The organism is Phocaeicola faecicola (assembly GCF_013618865.1).
Lineage (GTDB): Bacteria > Bacteroidota > Bacteroidia > Bacteroidales > Bacteroidaceae > Phocaeicola > Phocaeicola faecicola.
Window position 1 is genome coordinate 1 of sequence record NZ_JABSOE010000013.1, and the last position, 23,181, is coordinate 23,181.

At 37.5% G+C, this 23,181-nt stretch carries 10 protein-coding genes and 1 pseudogene; 2 read left to right on the forward strand and 9 right to left on the reverse strand.

Going from position 1 to position 23,181, the window contains the following annotated elements; translation table 11 throughout:
• Positions 1-113 precede the first annotated feature (113 nt).
• From tnpA to H3001_RS05415, 7 genes and pseudogenes are all read right to left on the reverse strand, one after another.
• Positions 114-437, reverse strand: a complete 324-nt coding sequence (gene tnpA / locus H3001_RS05385) for an IS66 family insertion sequence element accessory protein TnpA (protein ID WP_087212315.1) — start codon at positions 435-437, stop codon at positions 114-116.
• Between the two features lie 427 nt (positions 438-864).
• Positions 865-1,893: a helix-turn-helix transcriptional regulator gene (locus tag H3001_RS05390; RefSeq protein WP_061411157.1), complete on the reverse strand. Its 1,029-nt coding sequence runs from the start codon at positions 1,891-1,893 to the stop codon at positions 865-867.
• A 2-nt stretch (positions 1,894-1,895) separates the two neighbouring features.
• Complete coding sequence (locus H3001_RS05395; protein WP_181214290.1) at positions 1,896-8,039, reverse strand: DEAD/DEAH box helicase; 6,144 nt, start codon at positions 8,037-8,039, stop codon at positions 1,896-1,898.
• Entirely contained in the window at positions 8,036-11,233 is a 3,198-nt protein-coding gene (locus H3001_RS05400; protein ID WP_181214291.1) for a hypothetical protein, read from the reverse strand. Before H3001_RS05400 ends, H3001_RS05395 begins: the two co-directional genes overlap by 4 nt.
• A 539-nt stretch (positions 11,234-11,772) precedes the next feature.
• A pseudogene (locus H3001_RS05405) lies at positions 11,773-12,846 on the reverse strand (site-specific integrase); the annotation flags it as partial.
• Between the two features lie 603 nt (positions 12,847-13,449).
• A complete protein-coding gene (locus tag H3001_RS05410; RefSeq protein ID WP_181214292.1) occupies positions 13,450-13,944 on the reverse strand; it encodes a hypothetical protein in 495 nt (164 codons plus the stop codon).
• Entirely contained in the window at positions 13,919-15,118 is a 1,200-nt protein-coding gene (locus H3001_RS05415) for a hypothetical protein (protein WP_181214293.1), read from the reverse strand. Before H3001_RS05415 ends, H3001_RS05410 begins: the two co-directional genes overlap by 26 nt.
• 455 nt (positions 15,119-15,573) lie before the next feature.
• Here H3001_RS05415 and H3001_RS05420 point away from each other — a divergent pair, with 455 nt between their 5' ends.
• Complete coding sequence (locus H3001_RS05420; protein WP_181214294.1) at positions 15,574-17,172, forward strand: ParB/Srx family N-terminal domain-containing protein; 1,599 nt, start codon at positions 15,574-15,576, stop codon at positions 17,170-17,172.
• Complete coding sequence (locus tag H3001_RS05425; RefSeq protein ID WP_181214295.1) at positions 17,162-18,019, forward strand: DNA adenine methylase; 858 nt, start codon at positions 17,162-17,164, stop codon at positions 18,017-18,019. The genes H3001_RS05420 and H3001_RS05425 overlap by 11 nt, the downstream gene beginning before the upstream one ends.
• 80 nt (positions 18,020-18,099) lie before the next feature.
• Here the strand turns inward: H3001_RS05425 and H3001_RS05430 are convergent, their stop codons facing one another.
• Both H3001_RS05430 and H3001_RS05435 read right to left on the reverse strand, forming a co-directional pair.
• A complete protein-coding gene (locus H3001_RS05430; RefSeq protein ID WP_181214296.1) occupies positions 18,100-22,092 on the reverse strand; it encodes an Eco57I restriction-modification methylase domain-containing protein in 3,993 nt (1,330 codons plus the stop codon).
• Positions 22,089-23,123 carry a restriction endonuclease subunit M gene (locus tag H3001_RS05435; RefSeq protein WP_181214297.1) on the reverse strand — a complete coding sequence of 345 codons (1,035 nt, stop codon included), beginning with the start codon at positions 23,121-23,123 and terminating at the stop codon, positions 22,089-22,091. Before H3001_RS05435 ends, H3001_RS05430 begins: the two co-directional genes overlap by 4 nt.
• Between the last annotated feature and the right edge of the window lie 58 nt (positions 23,124-23,181).

The following is a 23,181-nucleotide window of genomic DNA, read 5'->3' on the forward strand; positions in this document are numbered from 1 at the left end:
CGTTCCTCACTTCACTGTTCATTTTCTCATGTACCACTCCGCATAGCGAACTGATACCCTTGCGCATATCTGTCCTGCCAGGACACAGGAAGTAGCGCATCGTGTCGTTCAGGTTAAACATGACCGTCTCGAAGACTTTGGGTAAATATTTCCTTCAGCAAATCTTCAGAACCGCTCCCGAAGTGGGCACGAAGTCCATTGGGAAACAGCAGCGCAACACCATGCGGCAATTGTTCTTCTTGGGAAGACTCCGTAAATGCCTGTTTAAAACTGATAGGAGCCAACTCGTGTTTGATACTGCTCCTGTCAACGGAACATTTTCTACGCCAGTAGTGATAGGTTGAATAACTTACACCTATCTGTTGAAGGTACGACTTCAACGGCAGCTCGCTTTGTTGCACCTGCAATTCTAATTCTTCAAATTCTTGTCTGTTCATAATAATTGAGGTTTGATTGTATTCACTGCCGCAAAGCTACAACCAAACCTCAAAGTGTAAAAGGTGCATTTCTTCGAATGAACTATACAGCCATATAGCTCTTTCATTTAATACTAATACTTCCCTGAAAGATGGGATATTTAAATGAAAAAGCCATAATACTGCCGTAGATAAAGAGTGTATATGTATAATCAATCTTCTATACAAAATTCGTAATCAGATAAAAATATATCAGATTTTATATACTTTCGCTTTTTGAAGAGTAGATTTAAAGGACTCTTAAAAGAGGCGTATCATTACTCAATACAAAGCTTGATACGCCTTTTCTTTTAGAATGTTCAATTTTAATATTTTGCACACTATCACGTTCCATATAATGTTGGTTAATATCTGCTCTGTTATATCTGTTTATTATAAAAGTATAATTTTATATGCAATCGCAATGCACAGAGCGATATTTGTTGAGACATTTCTCAATTTTAGTCTTAATGCTCATTCTGTATTTATCTGGAGCTAGGACTTCAACATCAGGTCCAAAAGCTAGAATTAATTGGTCAAGTTCTCGTGTTGGTATTACTTTGATGGTAACTATGCACTTGTATTCATCAATAATTTCCTGTGAGGTGTGCAGTGGCTTTGAAACAATGTATTTAAATCGTTCTGAACTAAATTGCAAAATAATTGTTTCGGCTTCCTGTACTTCATAAGGCACCGATACCCCTACAATATCATCAAAGTAAGAGTTAAAATCCACAAGGTCATTTTTACAGAATGGTACATCACTTCTACTTATCCCTTCAATTCGGTCAAGGGCTCGGTTGACAATATAATCTCTCCCATTAATACGTCCGAATATGAACCATCTGTTATTATATTGTTTCATATAATATGGATGAAGCACATTCGTTGAACTAATGCCTGCGTGTGTTGTGTAGCTTACTTCGAGGGGCTGGTGATTGATTGTTGCGTCTATGAGAGTTGAAAGGTATTCAAGCCCTTTTAAACATGAGTTACACTGAAATGAAATAAGATTTTCTCTATCCGATTTTACTCCAAAACGAAGTTCTAGATTGGAGATAACATCTTCAAGCCAAGCATTACCAGTAACTCCACGATATTTACTAAGCATTTCAATTATCGAGCGTAAAGAGTTAACCTCGGTAACCGATAGACCATTCTGGTAGATTGAATAGTTTGGCTCAGAATATCTGTAGTAGCATTTCTTTCCTCCAAATGGTTTGGCATCAAGATAGATGTTATCGGGTAGCATCTTTCTTATGGCATTTAGGTCACCTCGTAACTGACGCAACTTGATGGTAGAGTCCGAACCTTCCAATTCATAAAGATGATTGTTGACTATTTCAAGGAGATCTTCGATAGTATATTTCTTATTCCAGTCACTGAAGCATCTGTCCAGCACTTGATAACGATACTGAGCGTTTCTATTTTCTGACATTGTTAGAGTTGCTTATATGAGATGGTGTAAAGTATTCCGTTTCCTATCTGCTGTTTATTGAACAGTTCGAGATCTATATTCCAATCTTCTCTGAAATCGCGGTCGGTGCATTCAGCGTTATCTCTTCCAAATGGTGCCCATCCTTTTGCTATACCTGCATCTGGACGTATACAGACCTCTGCATTATCCGCTTTAACCGTCAGACACCGTTCATGCTCAACATAACCTGTATCTTGAATCTCCGGTTCTATTCCGGTCAGTTCAAATATAGCATCCTTCAGGAAATGATTTCTCTTCTTACCGTTGGCAAAATCTTTTATAGCATTTACTGCCACATCTGAGTCATTAATTGAGACGATATTTGTGACGATAACCTTAATTGATACCAAAACTAAGTCTGCTTCATTCTTCAGACTGGAAATCATTTTTGCCAAAAGCATACAGCCTAAGGGCGTTTTTAGGTATCTATCAGAATATTCAATAGAAACAGCCTTGCCTCGTAGGTTAGATATTATTCTATTCCAATTACCAGTTTCCGGAGCTTTCAGAGAATCAAAAAAACGACCCAACGAGCTGTGTTCTCTTATTCTATATTCGAACATAAAGGAAGAATCGTCCGATGAAAAGGCGCTCAACAGTTGCATTCTATTTATGTCGGCATAGGACAATGAATTTGGCTGTGTGGTTATGAATACATCTCCACTTCCCCAATTCTTAGAATAGGATGTATCAATATTTTTCCCAAAGTATGTTTTGACGATTCCGTCATTCATAATCACGACCATCAACGGAAATAATCCTGTCGGCAGTGTGTTTTCAAGACATTTAAAGTTGGTTTTAAATACCTCCGCAATTAAAGTTGCACTGTCAGCTGACGAGAGCGATTTTACATCTGGTACGCTTGGCAGTATAAAGGCAACGTCAACTCCTTCTAGAGATAGTTCTGTGAGAATTTTTTTAAATGGGAATGTTTCCGCATCCCATTGAGAAATGTTGTCGTCGACAAATATTCTGATACCAGAGATGTCCTTGTTCCGTGTGAGCTGATAAAACTCGGTCGTGATGTCTGATGTCACAGCATGAGAATCAGGCATTAAATAAATAATTTCCTTTGGGGCAACACGGGCCTTGACTTCCTGTCTTAACCATTCTAGAGCCTTGGGCCGGTTAAGATAGTTCGTATACCATTGCGATCTGCGATCTATAAGGCACTTCGTGCAAGACCGTTCACAGTCGCATCTTTCAAGAGTCTCCAAAGCCATTTTTAGGACTTCATCTTTATATTCTCGGAAGAGTAATGAATAACCTGCACCACCGAGAGCAGTATCATATATGAAAATAGAATGATTTATGCCATCATAGCCGAATTCAATCTCTCCATCGTTGACTCCGAGCAGCTCCGTGAGTTTACGGCTAAGAATCACGCCGAGAGAATAGAGTGTCTCTGTGTCTTCTACCAGATTGTTGTCCTTGTCATAAAACTTGATCTCAACAAAGTCAGTCTGGTATCTTCCGACCAACAACACATGACGTCTTACTGCAGCACCGTCATTTTCGCCACCAGGACAAGAGGTCGAAGCTAGAAGATGTTTATGGTGCGACAGCATCCGCTCTGTGGAGTCTGGTGATTTTTCTGATTTCATTCTACCGCAATAAGGACAGAAAGCATATCCATACCCACTCGTTCCTTTATTATAAAAGAGAATCTCAGACCTTGGCGTTGAACAGCGGATAGACATTTTTGCAGAATTTGTCTTCAGAAGCCAGGCATCCATTTCAAGCAAAATAGGCTGAATGAAATTCATACTGCCGAGAGAGTCCATTTTTCGTGTCGGGGTCGAATCCCATGCTACGGAGAATGCAGCAGGTTCAACGACCTCTGTAAAACGCTGATCTGTCGATAGTGAGATGTCCTTTATGCCATGCATAGTTCCATGCCGACCGCACTTGGGACAATCCGTCTTAGCACTTCCATAGATAATAGTTGTATAACCACAATGAGTGCAATTTTGTATGATATACCTTGAAGTGCTGTCATCGTATTTTGTCTTCAGACGAATACCATTGGGCTCATAGACCCATTCGTTTTTCACTACTGGATTACCGGGAGCATAAGAGGAGATGGCCTGACTTATATGCAATGTCGGTGAGTTACCGTCAACCTTTTCCTTACCACCTAGCAGACACTCAACTAGTCCTAAGGGTAAACCTGCACTTGGCAGAAAAGAATTTTCAGCAAGATATGACAACATCGAGGTCTTTAAAAGATTTTCCTCTTGTTTCTCTATAGCTTTGATAGCATTGGTCGTTCCTGATTCATTCTTCAGAGATTCAATCGCCTTTGCAAGAGCTCCTTTATGAGCATCAAAGACATTGTAAACAGCAACTATGTCTTTCTTGACTACTTGTGCGGCATCCGCCAATGTTATCTGAGCAAGACTTGTTCCCTTGATTAATTTTGAATATGGTTCTTGAAGACGTTCAACCTTTCCGCTGATTACACTATCAATATAATTTAGAAACTTATCAAAGAAAGACATCCCTTCTGCCGTGACAAAAAAGTCCCTAAGAGTTGCCGTAACCCTGATTCCCCCTTGATCTGCTACAAAGGATGCGAATACCATCGCATTAACATGACGTTGAATCAACTGACGGCTTTCCAATTTTAACAACGGAGTTTCTGTTACATGTGTAATCGGATAATCTGGATTGTTCCATGTATGAGTTCCAATAGGATTGGGAGCACAAACAGTTAAAGCCAAGGCTTTAGTTTCATTTCTTCGTCCTGCACGTCCCGTACGCTGAAGGTAGTTTGATGATTTTGGCGGCACATTATTCATGACGACTTCTGTAATACCGCCAATATCAACCCCCATCTCCATTGTTGTTGAGCAAGAAAGAATATTGATTTTCCCCTCATTAAACTCTCTTTCGTATCGGTCAAGATCTTCTGACGATTGCTGAGCAGAATGTTCAGCTGATATAAAAATCGGTTTTGAAGCAAATACTCTGGAGTTCATAACCCCGAACACACCAGCAGCCTTTTGTTCAAAGAAGTTCTTCTCAATCCATTCCATGACATTCTTTTCTGTCTGATCCGCAGACTTGAATGGGAAAAGCGGATTTACAAACTCCGTCTTGATTTTGAATCTATCGAAATTTTCACGACCGATGTAACCGTTCATTCTTGGGCTATAGCCACAGAACGGTGCATCTATAATAACATTGTCAACAGGACAGAGATAACCTTTTTCGATAAGTTGCAGCTTAACTTTATCCCCCATGAGATCGAGCATATATCCTTGATTTTCTACATCTGTTGCTTCAAGAACATTTTGTCTCAGAAAATCCCATGCGGCATCAAGCATTGAGTTGATGTCAGCAATCTTTATCTGATTGATTTGAGAAATATCATCATAACCTAGAACTGCACATAGAAGAAGAACGAGTCTATTCTGATTCTCATTAATCCCTTTTGAACTTACATTGACTTTAAACCATTTCGATACAGGGCTCCCATTCTTCCTCAGTTCTGAATTTGAAGGATATATAGGAGAACAGTACTTATTTTGTGTAAGGTAATCTTTATAAGCTCCAGAAAGCATATAATGACGACCTCCACGAATGACATAATCCATACAAATCTTGAGAAAATTCTGCCAGTCGGTGTCTGTACATCTTTTCTGAATGAGTGCTGGGCATTTCGCATTTTTAAGTGCTGGATAGACAAGACGTACGAATCCCATCGTTTCCAATGAGTTCGCCCGTTTAGGAATCCATCCGAATTGGTCGACAAGAAGTGCTTTCAGATAGTCCGTTGCATTCTTGAAATTTTTTCTGCCACGTGCTTTATCAACATGTTCATACAACTTCTTGAAATTTGAGTCATTTTCAAGAGACTGGCTTATTTGCCCCCATGACACCTCCTCTGGATTGGGGATTACTGGTGTGCCATTCTTTTTTTCTTCAAGTCGTTTAAATTTTTCAAAAAGTAAGGTCGGAAGATGTTCCCGAATACTCAGATATGCATTGTATTCTGCTTCCTCATCAGGAGTCAGACCACCAGGTTTCACATCATTCAAACGCATGTCGGCAAGTTTATGAAAAATGGAAGCTCGAATCCATGAACGTTCTACATCCTGATTAAGTCCCATCGCAGAACGTGCAGACCCTTGACGGCTATCGGTAAATGTTATATACTTTCGGCCTTCATATACAACGTCTGCGTCATTACTGTCAATGGGTTCAGCATTATCAAGAAGCAATGTTGCTAAAGTACGTCCAATTTGAGTAGCACTTATTCTGAGATAATCAAGGTTTTTAAACTCGCTGAGATTATTGCCACAATGAGGACAAAGAACGTGATTATCTCCTGAGTGTCGAAGAGATTGATATATTACAGGAATACTTTCTTCACTTTTTAAAGAAGTAAAACACTTGTTGCTTCTATTGTCTTCAGGGACTAGTTCTATTTTACCATTCCGATGATTGAAGATGTGATATGTTCTATTCGCATTTTTCCTTAGACATGCTTTCTTCGGAATGGCGAAAAAGAAGCGAGAAAAGCCATCCGCCTCATTTTGCTCAACATCTTCTATATTTCCCATATCTTCCAAATCAATGAGATCTTCCTTTTGCTCATAGAAAAGACTCTTGTCAAGATCAATTACATTGGTGTGCATCCTAAATCCCTTAGTTGTGCTTGTTTCACCCACTATAATGGGAGAGCCGCAAGACGAACATGTAGCAAGTTCCAGCATCTTTGATTTACAAACTGGACAATTCATATTTTGATATGTTGTCAGACTTCCTATCGACAATCTATATTCCTTATGACGCTGACAATCGGGATTGGTGCAAACATACACTCCACTTATCGATCTAACAAATAAATGAGCACGTGTTGGCAATAAAGCTCCAAGGCCGCCTCCTTTGTTTATACCTTTCACTTTTTCCCCGAGAGCATCTATTATTTCCAATGAGGTATCCACATTTTTCCCAATTCCTTTATCAAGCATACGACCAATTTCCTTTGCTTTCAATACCGGCGAAGAGTTAAGCTTTTTTCTCAACTTCTCAATATCAGAATAACTCAATTCGATACTAAACTTTTTGTTTATTTTGGACAATTGATCTTCTGCAATTCCCTTGTTTAGTTCTGGAATAATGCGCTTGCCACTAATTATTTTTATATCTTCAAATGGTTTTCCAGTGAGTTGAGACACAAAAGTTTTTAGCTTTATCGTCGTTTTGGGGTCACTTTCATCCCCGATAGTCGCTGATGTTACAGCAAAATTCACTTGATCAATAGTTACGCCAAAAGCATCTAGTACACGACGGATTTGCAATGATAATTCAGCGGCTGAAGAGCCAGTATAAGTATGTGCTTCATCTAAAAGAATCCATTTGAGCTTCCCTTTGGATTTTTCCAAGATTTCACGGTCTTCTGCTCGTACCAACATATAGTTGAGCATAGTTGGATTAGTAAAGAGAATCTGAGGCGGAGTTTTCCTTATTTGAGGCCTTGTTACGAGCTGTGGATAATGAGATGCAGTATATCTGTCAGACCGATTTTCTTTGTCGGTCTCTCCATTATATATCGCATAGGTAACCTTTTCGGGAAGAGCTTTGCACCAAGCATGAATACGTTTCTGTTGGCTTTTCATCAGTGCATTCAAAGGATAAAGGAATATGGCCTGAACACAATTTTTTTCATTGGTTTTAGCCAAATCTTGCAACACTGGTATCATAAAACACTCTGTTTTACCTGATCCTGTTCCGGTAGTCACGACAATGGTTTGTGGTCGAGAAGAAAGCATAGTTCTCCAGCTTTCTGTTTGATGCTTATAAGGATGCCTGTCTAATGGAAATCTCAAATCCTTGTCAACTTCTTCGCTACTCAGTGCATTAACAAATGAAGGAGTTAACAATCTGAGTTTAGAAGAATGTTCCTCAAAACTGTCGGCACTCTCCTCCCAAGGGAATATTGATTGGAATACAGGTTCTGCAAAAAGAGGCTCATCCTTAGTCAAAATCCTCTTGATATATTCTTGTTCTTGGGCTTGACCCTTGAACCAAAGAGAGGCAAGAGAATCTATTAATAATTCCTTGGCCTTATTGTAGAATGAAAAATAATTCATATTCATTTGTTTACAATTTGTTTTACTGTCCCAATGAATATCTCACTGTAGGTTTCTTTAAAGTATTTTCGGTAAAAATTAATGATACGAGCATAGTCTCGACTTTCCAATAAAAAAAGATTTGTGCGATTTTTTACTTGTGCGAAGTTTTCCGCAGCACACATTGCGGACTCAATCATTACACGATAGGACTTGTGCATCTCTTGATCTACATAATATTTATTTTGAAGTACAAATCGGGTTAGAGGTAGGTCTATATTGTTATCTGTACACCCATGTATTTTTGATTTAAATTGATTTATGTCCGCTCTTGAGAAAATCCTGGCATTTCCGATATTCCCTCCCGCAACATATTGGGTAAGTTCAGACGCAACTTCTGCAGATAGTGTAGCGTTGAAAAGTGCATTTATCAGTTCTGTAATCTCACCTAATTTTGTATTCATTATATTAATGAGTGTTGGAGGAAGCGAACGTATGAAACTCTCAATACATTCTCCCCACACAGTGTGCGGAATCCAATGTACTGCAATGTTTAATTCATCTTCAAAACGGTCAATTTCTTGAATGAGAACATCGGAAGCGCCATTAATCCAACAAGCTAATATTAAGTTAACCAATAATTTAGGTTCACAACCAATAGCTTTGAAAGCATTATATGTGGTAAATGGAAGATTAAATTCTGAAATAATACGGAATGCTTTTACTGTCTTTGCCCAATACTCGCCGGCAAAAACATCATCCTTGCAAAGCCTTTCACTCCAAAGTATTGTGTTAGCAGCAGACATCTCTCCACGTACTTCCGAACTGTAATCTTCTTGTTCAAAATTGTAATACTTAGGAACAAGCCTGCGCGAACTTTCGGGACCAGAGAAAAGAATTGCTTCCGAATTCAAAAGCTCATCAGGAATTGTAAACAAGTTCATTTGTCGATTATACGGCTCAAGCTTTATCTGCACTAATTCAGCTGGTTTTATATTTTCTGAAACCGGCAATGCATATACATCACCGTCATATATGAAATCGGAAGTGTCTTCGCTGGTATAATCTGTGATTCGAATTTTATCTGAACTCAACTCACTATCAAGAACAAATTTTCTTATATAGATGCGTTTGTCACATATTTTTAGTTCTATGGAACTACTACGGTCAAAAGTATTTGCACCATATAATTGAAACATTCTTGCAAACAAATCACGATAATCGGATAATGGAACTATACCTTCAATTACTGGACTCTTAAGATGCTTGATTGTATTGTCATCCTTTATTTTATCAGATTTGTAAGTTACATCTATCATACCAGACTGTCCATGACTGATTATATTAAAATATCTCAGGTTATCATAAGATATGATTTTTCCCGATGGCACAATTTTCCCTTCCAAATCAGATATTACTATACCCTCAAACGGTGCTACAACAGATACTTTCAAAGGAGGATTATTCTCGGCAATTATTTTCAAATTACACGTAGGAGAATATTTAGAAGCACAGGCATCTCTGGAAATCCTCCAGGTATTTTTATCCGTCATTTCAACAGATAAGTTTTCGCATTCATCAACTTTTGCAGAGATAACATGGCGAGAATATAGGTGTAGCTCTGTGGAAAACATTGTTTCGTTGCGAGAGACAAATGTCATATCGTCTATGAAATAAAATGTTTCCATCACGTATTTATTGTCAGGAAATTCAACCTTGATATCAACAAGCCCAAATGGCAAAAGGCATGAATTGGACAAATTCCGCCACTCAGCCTTACTATTATGAACACGATATTTAGGCTTGATATTCCCGACTCTAGTGCCAGTTTGGTCAAAAACGCTTATTACTGGAATGCGAGTCAATAACTTAAAATTGGATTGCTCTACCCATTGTATATATGTACCTCTGAATTCAGCGCTATAAGGCGTGAACTCATTGGTTATGGTTATATCCTCATTCGACATGCAATTGTGTAAATCTACTTTATCAGTAAACTTAATCGCCGAATAAAGTTCTCCATTTAGTAATAGATTGTGACTACCATCACACTTCCAATTAGTAGAGAAAACAGCTATATTATTTTCAGCATTCGCTGTCGATTTCAAAGAATATACATTATCATCAAGCATTTGGAAAACCTGAGGGCATTCAAAATTCGGAGGATAACTACCACATAAAGTTGGAAACAATCTGTCATCGTTGTCACACCTGATCTTAACTTCAACTACAGGTTCTCCACTCCACTTTATATCATTTGCTACGCCAACAGTTATACGAGAATATATCGCACCGATAACCTCTCCTTTGTCATCTTTAACTAGGGATTTTCTTACATATTTTCCAACAAGTATACCAGAGACAAACACATCGAAGGTGTAGCACGATTGATAGTTTAGACCTTCAATAGATTTTGATGAAATCTCTTTTACTATATTTAAATTGACAAAAAGATTTGCAGTTTTACTTGAGGTCAAACGAAGTTTCCAACTTAGAGAAAGTGGTTTGGTTCTATGTTCACTCTTAACTCGCCGGTATTCTCTTTTTAAGGATTTAGTCAGTTCCGACAAAGAGGAATCCGTATCATCATATGGTAGCCAGCGGTCTTCTTCGGATATGATTGCATGAGCAATCTGTAATGAAACATCGTAAATATTGTCATTTTTGAACGCTTTCCCAAGATAAGCTATACAATTAAAATTCTTGATTAAATCTATATTATTATCATCCCAATCAATATTTATTGAAGACAATTCTTCAACCAATCCAATGAGAAAACGTGAAAACCCGCTAAGATTAGTTCCGTTCTTTATGTAATTTACAGGAAGACCTCCTTGATTTAGTAAAGTTCTAAAATATTCATTCCCCTTGAGAGAGTGAATAAATGCAAATCCATGACTTTTAAGCCCATGACGTGCAGCTTTATATAGTTGCTCCCAACAATAATGAGGCAGTCCTAATCCGACTGCAACATCTTCTCTGGAAGGAATTCCTCCATTATAGTCTCTTCTCCACCATTCAGCGTAACACAAGGCCGCCTCTATTCCAAAATCTTCTAATCGATACGCATTTTGGATAAGAGTCTCCTTTAAGTTTGTATATTCTTCCTCGGTTAATTTAAGTTTCCAAAGGGGCATATCTGGGGTTATGGACGGTCTGTTACGAGCATCCAAAATCCTCATCAAAACAACATGCTGTTCACTATTGCATATATTAACCATGTTCTAAAAATCAATTGGTTTATAATCTTTTGTAAAGATAGCGCAATTCTGTGCAATCACAATGCACAGTAAACAAAAAATCCAAGATGGATACATTTCTTTCCATGTATTGATAAATGACTTAATTACTAGACTCACTTAAATTTGTTGGTATTGCAATAGATTTGGAGCGATAATCGAAAATAAGAAGTCAAAGCAATAAACGATTTTACCAAAATTCTGCAATGATAGAGAAAGTAGACACTGGACATTATCCATATTTTGCAGTCCATCTAGCTTTTCTCCAAAGGCAAGGGATGATTTAAAAACTAATATGCACAGCATTGTTCTTCGTTTGAAAAGCTTGTTTGCTATTCCTTTTTCCCTAACAATTGTTTTGGCAATTATAGAAATACTCTGTATTTTTGCATTTAATAGAGCGTTCTTTTGTTTTAATGCAAAACAAGAAAAATATAGAACTTCGCTCGTTTCTAAATCGTTACCTGTTAAAAAATATATTCTTATAAACTGCTTATTTTCAGCGTGTAGGATAAATGGTGATGCCTAGCGGTGTGTGTGGTCAGATTCTTTTTGATGCCGCAGAAGTCCGCAATCTCCTTCAGGTAGCTGTTTGCCTTCTGATTGCAGACAACAGGAAGGCAAGTCCCTTGTTTAAGACATATCGGATGTGATTCGTTTTTCTTCAGGATTGCCAATGGAACAGGAAGAAGCGGAACATTTGCTATGGAACTTGACTTTCTTCTTCTCTCCAGCTTTACACGTCCTTTTCTTATCCACCAGTCACCGTTATTGTCCTGCTCCAGATGTTCCGGTCTCAATGTGGATACATCAGCGAACGCCAGACCGGTGAAGCACGCAAACAAAAAGATGTCCTTGACAAGCTCCAGTCTCGGAATATCAAATTCCCTGTTCATTATAGCCTGAAGCTCGTTATTTGTCAGGAATACCGGATCAGTCTCGTCCTGTTCCATCTTATATCCGTAAAACGGGTCTTTCCGCATCCATTCTTTGGCTATTGCCATATTGGTGATTTTCTTCAGACATTTCATGTAGCGGACTATTGTGTTACGGCACAGTCCGGCTTCTGTCTTCAGAAAAACATCAAAAGCCTTGATGAAATCAGGGGAAAGTTCATGGAATGTAATATCATCCTTCTCATAAAAACGCGGCACAAACGTTTCAAGTTTTCTGAGCACATTCTTATAACGGTTGATGGTAACGGGAGAATAGTCTATGTCAACAACCTTTTCCATAGAGGAAATTTCTTCTTTGACTGTTCCAAGCAACGTCCGGACAGTCTCATCCTTTCCGAACACACGCTTTAATATCGTCTTTGGAGTTATCAGTGCCGATTCAAAGGTCAGTTCCTTGTGCTTTTCGTATGCGCGTGTAGTGAGGGCGGAAATATAGTTATTCAATTCGATGGAAGCCCTGTCTTTTCCTTTGCTGCATCCCTTTGCCGGATTCCAGTTCTTTAATGGAATGCTTCTCTGTATTCTTATTTCTTCATATTGCCCGTTGATGGTAATCCTCATTAGGATTGGAGCCTCGCCATTTTTCAGCAGTTTTGTTTTCAGAACGAAAAATAGAATGTTCATTGTTCCTTGTTTCATGATCATTTTCTTTTTGAAGTTGCACATTCGGTTATTTCGTCAATCCTGAATTGAGCGGATGGCTGGAGAGAAATGTTAAATTCGGTGGCTTTTATTATTGCCGGCTCTAAAAAAACACCGTTTTTTGTTTCTCTTACTATTATCCGCCTGTAGGTACAATCATTATCATCGGATAAGAAAGCCTTTAGCAGACGTTGTATTTCATCCGTCATTCAGTAGGGTATGCAAATGTAGAATTTCATCCCTGAAAATGATTCACGCAAATCGTTGAGAATAAGTGAAGTATGGTACATATCGGTGGTTTTTTCATGGGACTCAAAAAAAGCCACCGAATCAGCAATTTTTTATTGCACCAGATTGCATATTTTTGCGGGCAGTACATAAAGAAAAAACCGCTGAAATAACTGTATTTCAGCGGTTTTCATGATTTTTCGTTTTGTAAAAGTGGTGCCACCAGGAATCGTAATCTAACGATAAGTGGCTGAATATCTTTGATGTATCTTTTAGCTAAAGAAGTAATCTCCCGCTATTGCTCCACCGGATTCTTGCAATATTTTGCACTAGGTTGCGTGGAGGTTTCCGCAACAAAGATACGGAAAAATATTAAAAGATATTACATAATGATTTTAGTTTATCAATTTCTGTTCTTAAATTAATCAAACTAAGGTTAGACTCTAAAATTAGCTTATTAGAAACATAGGATATTTTTGATTTAATAAAGAGTGACAAATCTAAATTAATATTATAAGAAGAAATAAATGAATTTATGGAATTCAAAGCTAGATATGCCATCGGGAAAACTATATTTTTACTGTTTCCTATTTCATATTCAGCTAATTGTAATGCATATATAATAGCATGAGTTAAATATGTATTTCTTTCATTTTCTATAGAATGAAGGCTGACCTTTATATTATTTTGTTTAACAAGATTTTGGATATTCCGTTCACTATCACTATTACCATATTTCAGATTAATATCTATGAGTTGTAACTCAAATTCCTTTTGTGAGATCTGCATTTGGCAATTATTCGCTTGTCTTAACTCATTTGAGAATTGATTGTATAACTGACTACTGTCCATCTTGCTGCCCTCCATTTTCAGAATCATTTTTTATTTGATTTTTTTTCATTGCTTCTTGAAGCTTTTCAATAAACTTAGCAAGGTTTGCATTTCCTTCTGTAGTATCATTAATACTATTTTGTAATGTAGTTATGATAACTGCAAATAATCTTTTTTGTTCTTCAATAGAACTTATTTGTTCTTTAACATCATTTAGATAAGAATCTAATTTCTCTTTTACTTGTTGTAATGCAATTGTAAATTCTCCTATTGAAGCTAGTTTTGATTCAAAACCTTCAGTTTTTTCATTTATCTTTTGGGTGTAAGTCTTTGACTGTTCTTGAAGTATATTATAATATTCTGATAATATTTTTTGACTCTGCTCATCAGAGTTTCTTCTCAGTCCATTTAAGTATTCATCTGCTCTTCTATATAGATCGTTTTGTTGTACACTAAAATTAGAAGATATGCCTTCCAGTTTTTCTCTATGCTCTTTAATGATTTGTTCTGTATCTTCTTTTAGTTTTGTAATTTGTTCATTATTCTTCGCCTTAATATATGCGATACTATCATCTCCTACTTTTTTAAGTCGCTTTATATCTTTAACCCCTTCTCTTCCTTGTTGAATAAGTTCGTCCATCTTGAAAATAGAATAAAAACTAAAGACTAGAAAAAGTATGGTTAAAATAGCAGCCCACATAGTAATATTATTGTACTCATGGTCAATTTTAGTCAAATGTAAATCTATCATTGCTTTAGTTTGTCCTTCTAATAATGTTCTTTCAGCATTAAATTGTAAAGAATCACGTGATAACTTTGACTGATGTTGTTCTTGTATCTTAATTGACTGATTATAATAATTAGATATAATAGTAGACAGATCTTTATATTGATTTTCGGATAATTTTTGTTTGGAACCTAATGTATATTTTATCAATGAATCAGCCAATAATGCATTATTGGCTTTCTGGATATTTTCAATCAGTGCTGTATTATATGCTGAAATGCTGAAACATAAACTGTCTGTTTTATTGATATGATTAATATAATAATCTTTTATTCGCTTTTGAGACAGATTCAATGTATAGCTAGAATAACATAGATATCCAATAAATAAGCAACAAAATAGCCCTGTTATACTTAAGAAAAACTTCCCATAGGAAGTAGCCATTCTTTTTAATATTGCGAAAAATAATTTTTTATCGTGCATCTTTTATTTTTTATCTTAAAGATTCTTTTTACATGAAATATAATGTTGCCAAAGTTACTTTATTCATGGCTGAAAAACAAAATTACTGATTACAAACTAAATTAGGATTTTCTTTTTTATCTTTCATTATTGCGCTATCGGAGGTTTGTAGTGTTTATAAAAGTTAGATGACTAATTTTAAAATTTAAGATTTTTATAACAATGGTACAAATCTTATATTGAATAAGATTTCAAGATAGTAATTATTAATAGTCCATTTCTGCCATTCTATATAACTGGGGTAAATAAAAAATGAATATTAATTATATGCTATTAGAGGATGAAATTATTAGAATATAGTCTGCTTATGTATATAAGTCTTTTGCTACAAGTTTACTTATTTCGATAATCTATGATTATTATTAAAATAATATAACTATCTTTGTATCAAGATTAATTAGATTATATAATTGAGTATGAAAATAGATTATTCAAGTTGGAGTACCCGTTTATTATCAATTGACAATCTAAAATTAGATGTTAAGAATCCTCGCTTCTCCTATCAATCTACAAAAGAAATGAATCAAACAGAGATAGTAAAATATCTCATTACGAACTATGCTGTATATGAATTGGCTAAATCCATTGCTATAAATGGATATTTGTTGAATGAAGAACCTATTGTTTGTAAAGAAGGAGATTATTATGTCGTATTGGAAGGTAATCGCCGAATTGCAGCTTGTAAAATACTATTGAATCCCTATAAATACCTTTCTCCACAACGAGCAAAAGAACTATCTAAATATGGTTCGATTGAAGATAAAATAAGATGCAATATAGCACCTACTCGAAGAGATGCAGATACTATCATTTACAATAAACATACAGGTATTCCATTACAGAAATGGGATAAGGTTAGCCAAGATGCATTTTTAGTAAATTTATTGAGAAATGATAATCTGTCGGCGGAAGAAGTTGCCTTAAGATTAAGTGTTCCTGTTTCTGAAATAAGAAAAGCTTTACGTCGTTATTCTATACATCAATATAGTATTAAACTTTTTCAAACTGAGCCATATGAACTAGAACAAATTCAAGAACAAGGATTTCCTATAACTAATTTTGAGCGTTTCTATGATGATGAGCGAGGCTTGAATTTTCTTGGACTAAGTTTTGGTAGTAATGGTGAAATATTAAAGCGATTACCTCAAGAAGAATTTGATAAACGTTTCAAATTTATAGTAAATCAAATCTTATCGCAAGACTTAACATCTCGAACCTTTAATAATGAAAAGGATAAAGAAGAGTATTTTTCTTCTATTAAAAGTTATAACAAAGATAAATTTGACTTAGATATAAAATCATCTCAAGCACCAATGGAGTCTAAAGAGGTTAATGACTCTAATAATACCAATAAAGATCAAATTGAAGTAAATGTACAAGGAGAAACGGAAATAATTGCAAAGACAAAACGTACTCGTAAAAAGTCTGGATTATTTGCTGATTATAATTGGGGAGATACTGGTGTTAATAAATTAGATGCATTATTCAGGAGTTTACAAGAATTAAATCATAAGAAACATACTGATATGGCAGGAATAATCTTACGTTGCTACGTTGATATGCTGATATATGAATTCTTGAAAAAGAAAAAACAAATTGGAGAAGTTAATAAAGAAGATGCAATTAATAGTGCAACTAATAATGATAAAAAATATAATGAATTAAAACAGTATATAAAATCGGCATATGCTTTGAGTGATGAGGAAATAAAAGATGAAGAATTAAGACGTTATACTAGATTTACAAATAAAGAATCGTCAGGTAAAATACCTGAATTAGGAAATATGGTTGCATATATTATTCGCCATCCTGAATTGCTTGACGATAATACGCGATTAATACAAGTTTTGGATAAATTCAAGAAAAGTCGTACTGATTTCATTGATTTGACAGCTTGTAATATGTTTGTACATAACCAATATTACTCTGCAAATGCAATAGCACTTGAGGCAAGTGCAAATGATTTAGCACCTGTTTTAGATGCTATGTATATAGCGATAAAGAATGAAGAATAATAATTATAGCCCATTAAGGTATCCAGGAGGAAAAAGTCGCTTAATAGATTTTATGAAATCTATAATAGAGCAAAATAATCTGAAAGGAGGCACATATATTGAGCCATTTTCAGGTGGAGCAGCTATTGCTTTAGCATTGGCTATCGATGGATATATGAAACGCGTTGTTATTAATGATTATGATCGGTCTATATATGCATTTTGGCATAGTATACTATATTATACTGATGCATTTATTGATAAAATACGTAATACTCCTTTATCTATTGATGAATGGTATACACAACGACAAATTCAACAAAATAAACAAAATGTAGATCTGTTTGATTTGGGGTTTTCTACATTTTTCCTTAATCGTACTAATAGATCTGGAGTTCTAAAGGCTGGTGTAATTGGAGGATTACAACAAATTGGCACTTATAAAATCGATGCTCGTTATAATAAAGAACAACTTATAGAACGCATACAACTCATTGCTCAATTTAAGGATAAGTTTATTTTACATAATGAAGATGCAATAAACTTATTACGTCGATATCGTAATATCGCTCGCAAAAATTTAATATACTTAGATCCACCTTATTATATAAAAGGGAGAGAACTTTATGTAAATTTCTTTAAAGAGGCAGATCATATTGCATTGTCACAAGCTATACAACAAAGGGATAACATGAATTGGATTATTACCTATGATAATCATGCCTTTATTCATAATTTGTATCCCAATGCAAAGTCATTATCTTATGCATTACCATATAGTGCTGGAACCAATAAGCATGGTGTAGAATTACTTTTTAGTAAACAAGATATAATTATACCAGAAAATCTTTTACCTTCTTTGGTATAAACCTTAAGCTACATCATAGATAAAAATGTAGAATTTATAATGTAGTTCTATTCTATCTATATAATATTCTTGATAATGTATTAATTATTGTTTTTTGAATTATGGACGTTTTGTATATATTTTTGACCATTTTCATCAATACCCAATAATTTATAAAGCTGTGTATTTATATCTTTATCATAATCAATCAAACTATTGGTATCCGTATAATCTAATAAATCTGGAACTTTTTTCGCTAATGAAGTAAGCGATTCGTCCGTTAGGAGAAACGCAAAACGAATAACCTCACTCGTTGCGTATTTGAAGAAATTACGAGCTTCTTTTTCTGTCGCAAATGTTTTTAACGCTACACGTGAACGTCCAAATGCGCTATGATTATCAACAATAGCTATCTGGTTACTACGCTTTTGTCCTCCAGCATTAGCACTGGAAACAATTACTTTCCACTTATTCAAATATTCACTTCCTGATGTTATAACGTTTTTATCAGCAATATACCAACGAGCTCTTCCGCTTTTACCAGCTTTGTCATTAGTAAAAAGTTTTATCTCTGTCTCCGGATTATAATAATCACCATCATTGTATTCTTTTACGAGAGAAGGATTCTTTTCAACAAAATCACTTTCAATAGAGAATAAATTACGAGGAAGTATGGAGTCATGCAAACATCCGAATGATTTGATTGCATTATCTAATCTTTTTATAATTTCATTATCTTGTGGGTTAAGAGAAAACATATCATTTCCTGGATTGTTAGCTTGGACAGTAATCGTTTTACCATCTACAGAATATTTATATGTAAATCCATATTCTTTCTTTTCCATGTTTTTTAGTACAATGGAAAGTCCATCTGCAATAGCTACATCTTTAAAAATATCTTTAGAACAAGGGAAAAATTCAAGTAGAGCTAAATGGGGATCATTCATTTGAGTCAAACCGAATTTTTCAAGTCCTTTTCCTGAACGATGAATCCACCGAGAGCCTGGATATATTAAGGCTGTATATTTCCCTATCTTTTCACTGATAGTTTGGAAATATTGAAAGATACTTATGCTAACTTTTTGTCCGTTTGTACTTTCTTTCTGATCAACAACCTCTTGATATGGTGGATTTCCCACTATAGCATTAAATTTCATATTGTCATTATCTATGGCTTTCCAGTAAGAACGACCTTTGGCAACTTTGGCTATAAAGTTTTCGGGCTTATTCTTAATCTGGTTGATTAAATCTTCAAAATATCTTGTATTTACTTTAGCTTTACGGAATCCTACAAGCGTGCGTTTGGTAATACTCTTTGCCATCGGAGTCTTACAGATGACAAAGATGTTCTCAGCTATTACCTTATCCCATACAGCCTGCTGCTCCTCTACCGTTTCTACAGCAAACAGAGAAGCCTTCACTCTGGCCCGGTAAATGCCATACGCCATATAGAGCGGATAAAGTCCGGATTTGGAATTGATTTCCAGAATACGGGATTCAGGAGAAAATACTTCTGCAGTAACTTCTCCTTTGTCTATAAACCGTGGTTCAGAAATCACATTCTGATACTCCGTGTCATAGAAGTTATAGCCTCCAAGACAGTCACCGAGGTGCATGTTTACCACGCGCCACGGAGTAAGCACCGTTTCCTTGTCCGGATTACGGAAAGTACTGAAGATGTCCGTAATTCGTTCGATTCGTTCCTCAATACTCAGTTTGTCCGCAGCACGGGCTATCGCACGGATTCGTTTTCCGGCAGCACAGAATATTTCCGGATCATAGTATTTTTTGAAGCTGTTGAATTTCTGTTTGGTCACTCCCTTTGGCATGAACTCTTCCCATGACTGCGGGTCAATGAGTGAGGCAAAATTATCAATCGTGATTTCCTGATTCTCATCACTCAGTTCCGCACCATAAATCAACAGGGGCATACGGATGGATATGCCACGGAGTATGGAAATGGCCGCTTCTCTGTTCTTGGTTTTCTTTTTCAGTTCTTCCAGCCGCTTCCGATCTTCCTCTGTAAGTTCCTTCTTTGGTTTCTTCTCCAGCTTCTCCTTTTCCTCGTATTCCTCATTGTTCAGGCCTTGACTGTTGATGTCCACCTGGTTGGTCTTGGGCATGGCCTTGGTCTGACCGATAATCTTTTTCAGGTCATCGAATTCCTGTAGTTCCAAATCATCCAGTTTCATCAGCTCATCGTTATACAGACTGCTGTCTTCAAACCCGTTACGGACGACACGTTCCACATATACCCGTTTCAACTGTTCCAACATACGGGGTACATCAAAGCGGTTCATCTGTGAGCCCTCTATGGATATGATGGGACAGAAATTGATAAACTCACCCATAGCCTTACGGTCGCTTTGTGAAGTTTTTCCGGCTTTGGACGATATTTTGGCTGTTTCGGCAATCACTTTCAGGGTACGGTCAGGAGCAAAATCAAAAACATAGCACTGCTCCTTCATCCGTCCGTTGATGGTGGCTGGTGTCTGTACGCGGAAGATGGTCTGCATATAACTGGATGCGGCTGTATTATAAGAACCGGACAACATGAATACGGCTGTCCATGCCTTTACACTTACTCCGGTCGTCAGCCGTCCGCAAGAAAGGGTAATGGTCCGTGTGGCATCCGGATCTTTTCCGATAGCCTTTTCCACGGCTTCCAGGGCATCACGGCTTTCCTCGTCCTGATCACCGTCACCGGCTACATTGACCACCTTGAAATGCTGGAACACCGGATGTGTCTGGAGCATGGCACTCAGTGCCCGTGCTTCCTTCACGCCGGGCACCATCCAGAGGGTATGGCGGAAAATATTCCGATATTCCTCGTTGGCATATGGATAAAGGCTGTCCTTGTCTTCCTTGGTAAGAAGATTCAGAAAAGCCAGCACATCTTTTTCATGACAGAAACCGCCGGATTCATTGACCCGGAAAAATTCCCTGAAGTTAAAGGCGACATCCTCATCCACAAATTCATGAAGCAGCCGTCCCAAATCGTAGGTATAGATATTGAGTGTAGGCAATGAGGCATACGGATTGGGATCACCAAAATGTAGTTCGTCCCAGCTCACCTTGGCCCGCTGTTCCATCACATAGTCCCATGTATAAATTTCATCTTCCTTGAAATCATCCAGCAGGTTGAATGGAGTACCTGACAGACGCAATACTTTGGTCTGTTCTTTGACCAGCTCTCCCATAACCGCTTTACCCAGTTCGGTCTGGGTGCCTTCGTGCGCTTCATCCACGATAATCAGGTCCCAATCGGTAGCAAACACTTCGTTGTTTTTGTCGAAGTTACCACCCACAAGTTCAGAACCACGCAAATCCTGCATGGAGGCAAAATAGACATAATGCAATCCGTGGCTTTCTGCCCGCCGTTCAAGACTGCTGTAGCTTTCTCCGTTGTTCTTGGAACCGTATGCAAAATCCTTGCGGTCGTAAAATATCTTACCGAAATCCTCAAACCATCCGGAATCCACCACAGGGCGATGAGTCAGAATCAGGGTGCGCTGAAACTCCATATCCTTGACAACCTGCAGAGCAGAAAGGGTCTTTCCGAAACGCATCTTTGCGTTCCAGAGCATCTGGTTGCCTTTCTTAAACTGTTTCTTGGTCTTGCTGATGGCTTCCTGCTGTTCCGGTCGAAATACAATTGGGGAATATTCACGGGTAATTTCCGTTGATGAAAGGGAATTCCGCCCTTCCTTTACAGCCGCAATGGCACGCTTGACGGTTTCCAGGTCGGTGATGAACCATTCATTGGCTTTGTTGACTGTATCGAAGACTTTCTTTTTGACGCCGGAGCGTTCCAAGACATTGTGTACCTCTTTGTCGTTGAATGAATGGAGTCCGCCACGGTTGTAAACGGTCAGTTCTGTATATAGCAGATCGTATGCGATGCCTGCCGTCTGCGTGTATTGGTTGATACGCTTTCTTGCCGTTTCATTGAGTGCCTTGCTGTTAGGAGACAGACCGAACACGTTTTCATCCTCACAGGTTGCCTCGCCAATCTTCAGGCATCCATGGTGCGCCGTATCATTGATACGAAACACATAGATAAGTTTTAGTTTCAGGGACGATGTGAATCTCATGCTTCTTCATTTATGAGGTCGATAAATCGGATTCGTTTCCCCTTTTTGCCTGTTGCCTTGTCCGTAGCCCGCCAGTCCTTGATAATACAGTAAATTCCGTTGTGCTTGGTCAGGTCATTTTTCAGACAGCCCTCGCACGGCTCCCGTCTTTCAATCGTACCGAACAGACTTGGTTCCATCCGCACACGTTCTCCGCAACTGTCAGGAACAACACCTTTCAGTCCGTCCATCTGCCATACATTCCAGGAGATGATATAGGCTATATGGTTGATGGATTTAATTTGCGGATCTTTACCGAACTTGTTCCGGTAATATTCGATGAAGGATAAGAGAAGGGCTTCACGGGCAAGAAGAAGACTGTCACCCTGCCATTCATAGGCATAGATGCTTCTGTAAGCATCCTTGGCTGCCTCCAGCCATTCACGCGTTGTAGCAGTATTCTCACTGACAATACGGAGCTTACGGTCAAGCAGACCGATACGTTTCTCCACGGGAATGAATGTTCCGGTAGTCGTATCATACCTGCTTACCAGATAAGGAGCTTCTCCACAGGTGATTTCCAAGCGGTTTTCTCGTACATAGTCTTTCCATGTCCTGCCTTCAGGAAAAGCAATCTTATTAGGATTGATTTCCCATGAATGTGTACCGTCTTTAGATGTCACTTCATGGTTGAATACATCCTTTCTGCCAAACCAGGCTTCATCGATAAGGTTGTTCTGGGCATTACATATCCAGGACGGAGTAAATACTTCCGCCATTTCCCGGGAACGTGTGCTTTGGGTATCCCTGTGTTTCAGAACACGGGGCATGACCACATGACCGTTCTCTCCGGTTATCAGCTCCGGAAGAATCTGCGATCCGTATTCATAACCTCTGCCTAGCGGTTCATAATCGGAAGTAGCCCAGAATATGTTACACTGTTTTCCTTCCTTACTCGTTGTATGATCTTTGAGCAAGGTATTCAGCAAGTCGGGTGAAAGTTCTTTCAGCTTGTTCTCCTGTATGTCGGCTTCTCCGGTCGTTCTCTCCATCTTCTTTCTGTGCGTAAAGGGGATGAGAAAGTCCCGGTGTCTGCGTCTTTCTTAGACA

Coding starts and splice junctions, on each gene's coding strand:
- tnpA (WP_087212315.1), bottom strand. CDS start 437: ATGAACAGACAAGAATTTGAAGAATTAGAATTGCAGGTGCAACAAAGC.
- H3001_RS05390 (WP_061411157.1), bottom strand. CDS start 1,893: ATGTCAGAAAATAGAAACGCTCAGTATCGTTATCAAGTGCTGGACAGA.
- H3001_RS05395 (WP_181214290.1), bottom strand. CDS start 8,039: ATGAATATGAATTATTTTTCATTCTACAATAAGGCCAAGGAATTATTA.
- H3001_RS05400 (WP_181214291.1), bottom strand. CDS start 11,233: ATGGTTAATATATGCAATAGTGAACAGCATGTTGTTTTGATGAGGATT.
- H3001_RS05410 (WP_181214292.1), bottom strand. CDS start 13,944: ATGGAGGGCAGCAAGATGGACAGTAGTCAGTTATACAATCAATTCTCA.
- H3001_RS05415 (WP_181214293.1), bottom strand. CDS start 15,118: ATGCACGATAAAAAATTATTTTTCGCAATATTAAAAAGAATGGCTACT.
- H3001_RS05420 (WP_181214294.1), top strand. CDS start 15,574: ATGAAAATAGATTATTCAAGTTGGAGTACCCGTTTATTATCAATTGAC.
- H3001_RS05425 (WP_181214295.1), top strand. CDS start 17,162: ATGAAGAATAATAATTATAGCCCATTAAGGTATCCAGGAGGAAAAAGT.
- H3001_RS05430 (WP_181214296.1), bottom strand. CDS start 22,092: ATGAGATTCACATCGTCCCTGAAACTAAAACTTATCTATGTGTTTCGT.
- H3001_RS05435 (WP_181214297.1), bottom strand. CDS start 23,123: ATGGAGAGAACGACCGGAGAAGCCGACATACAGGAGAACAAGCTGAAA.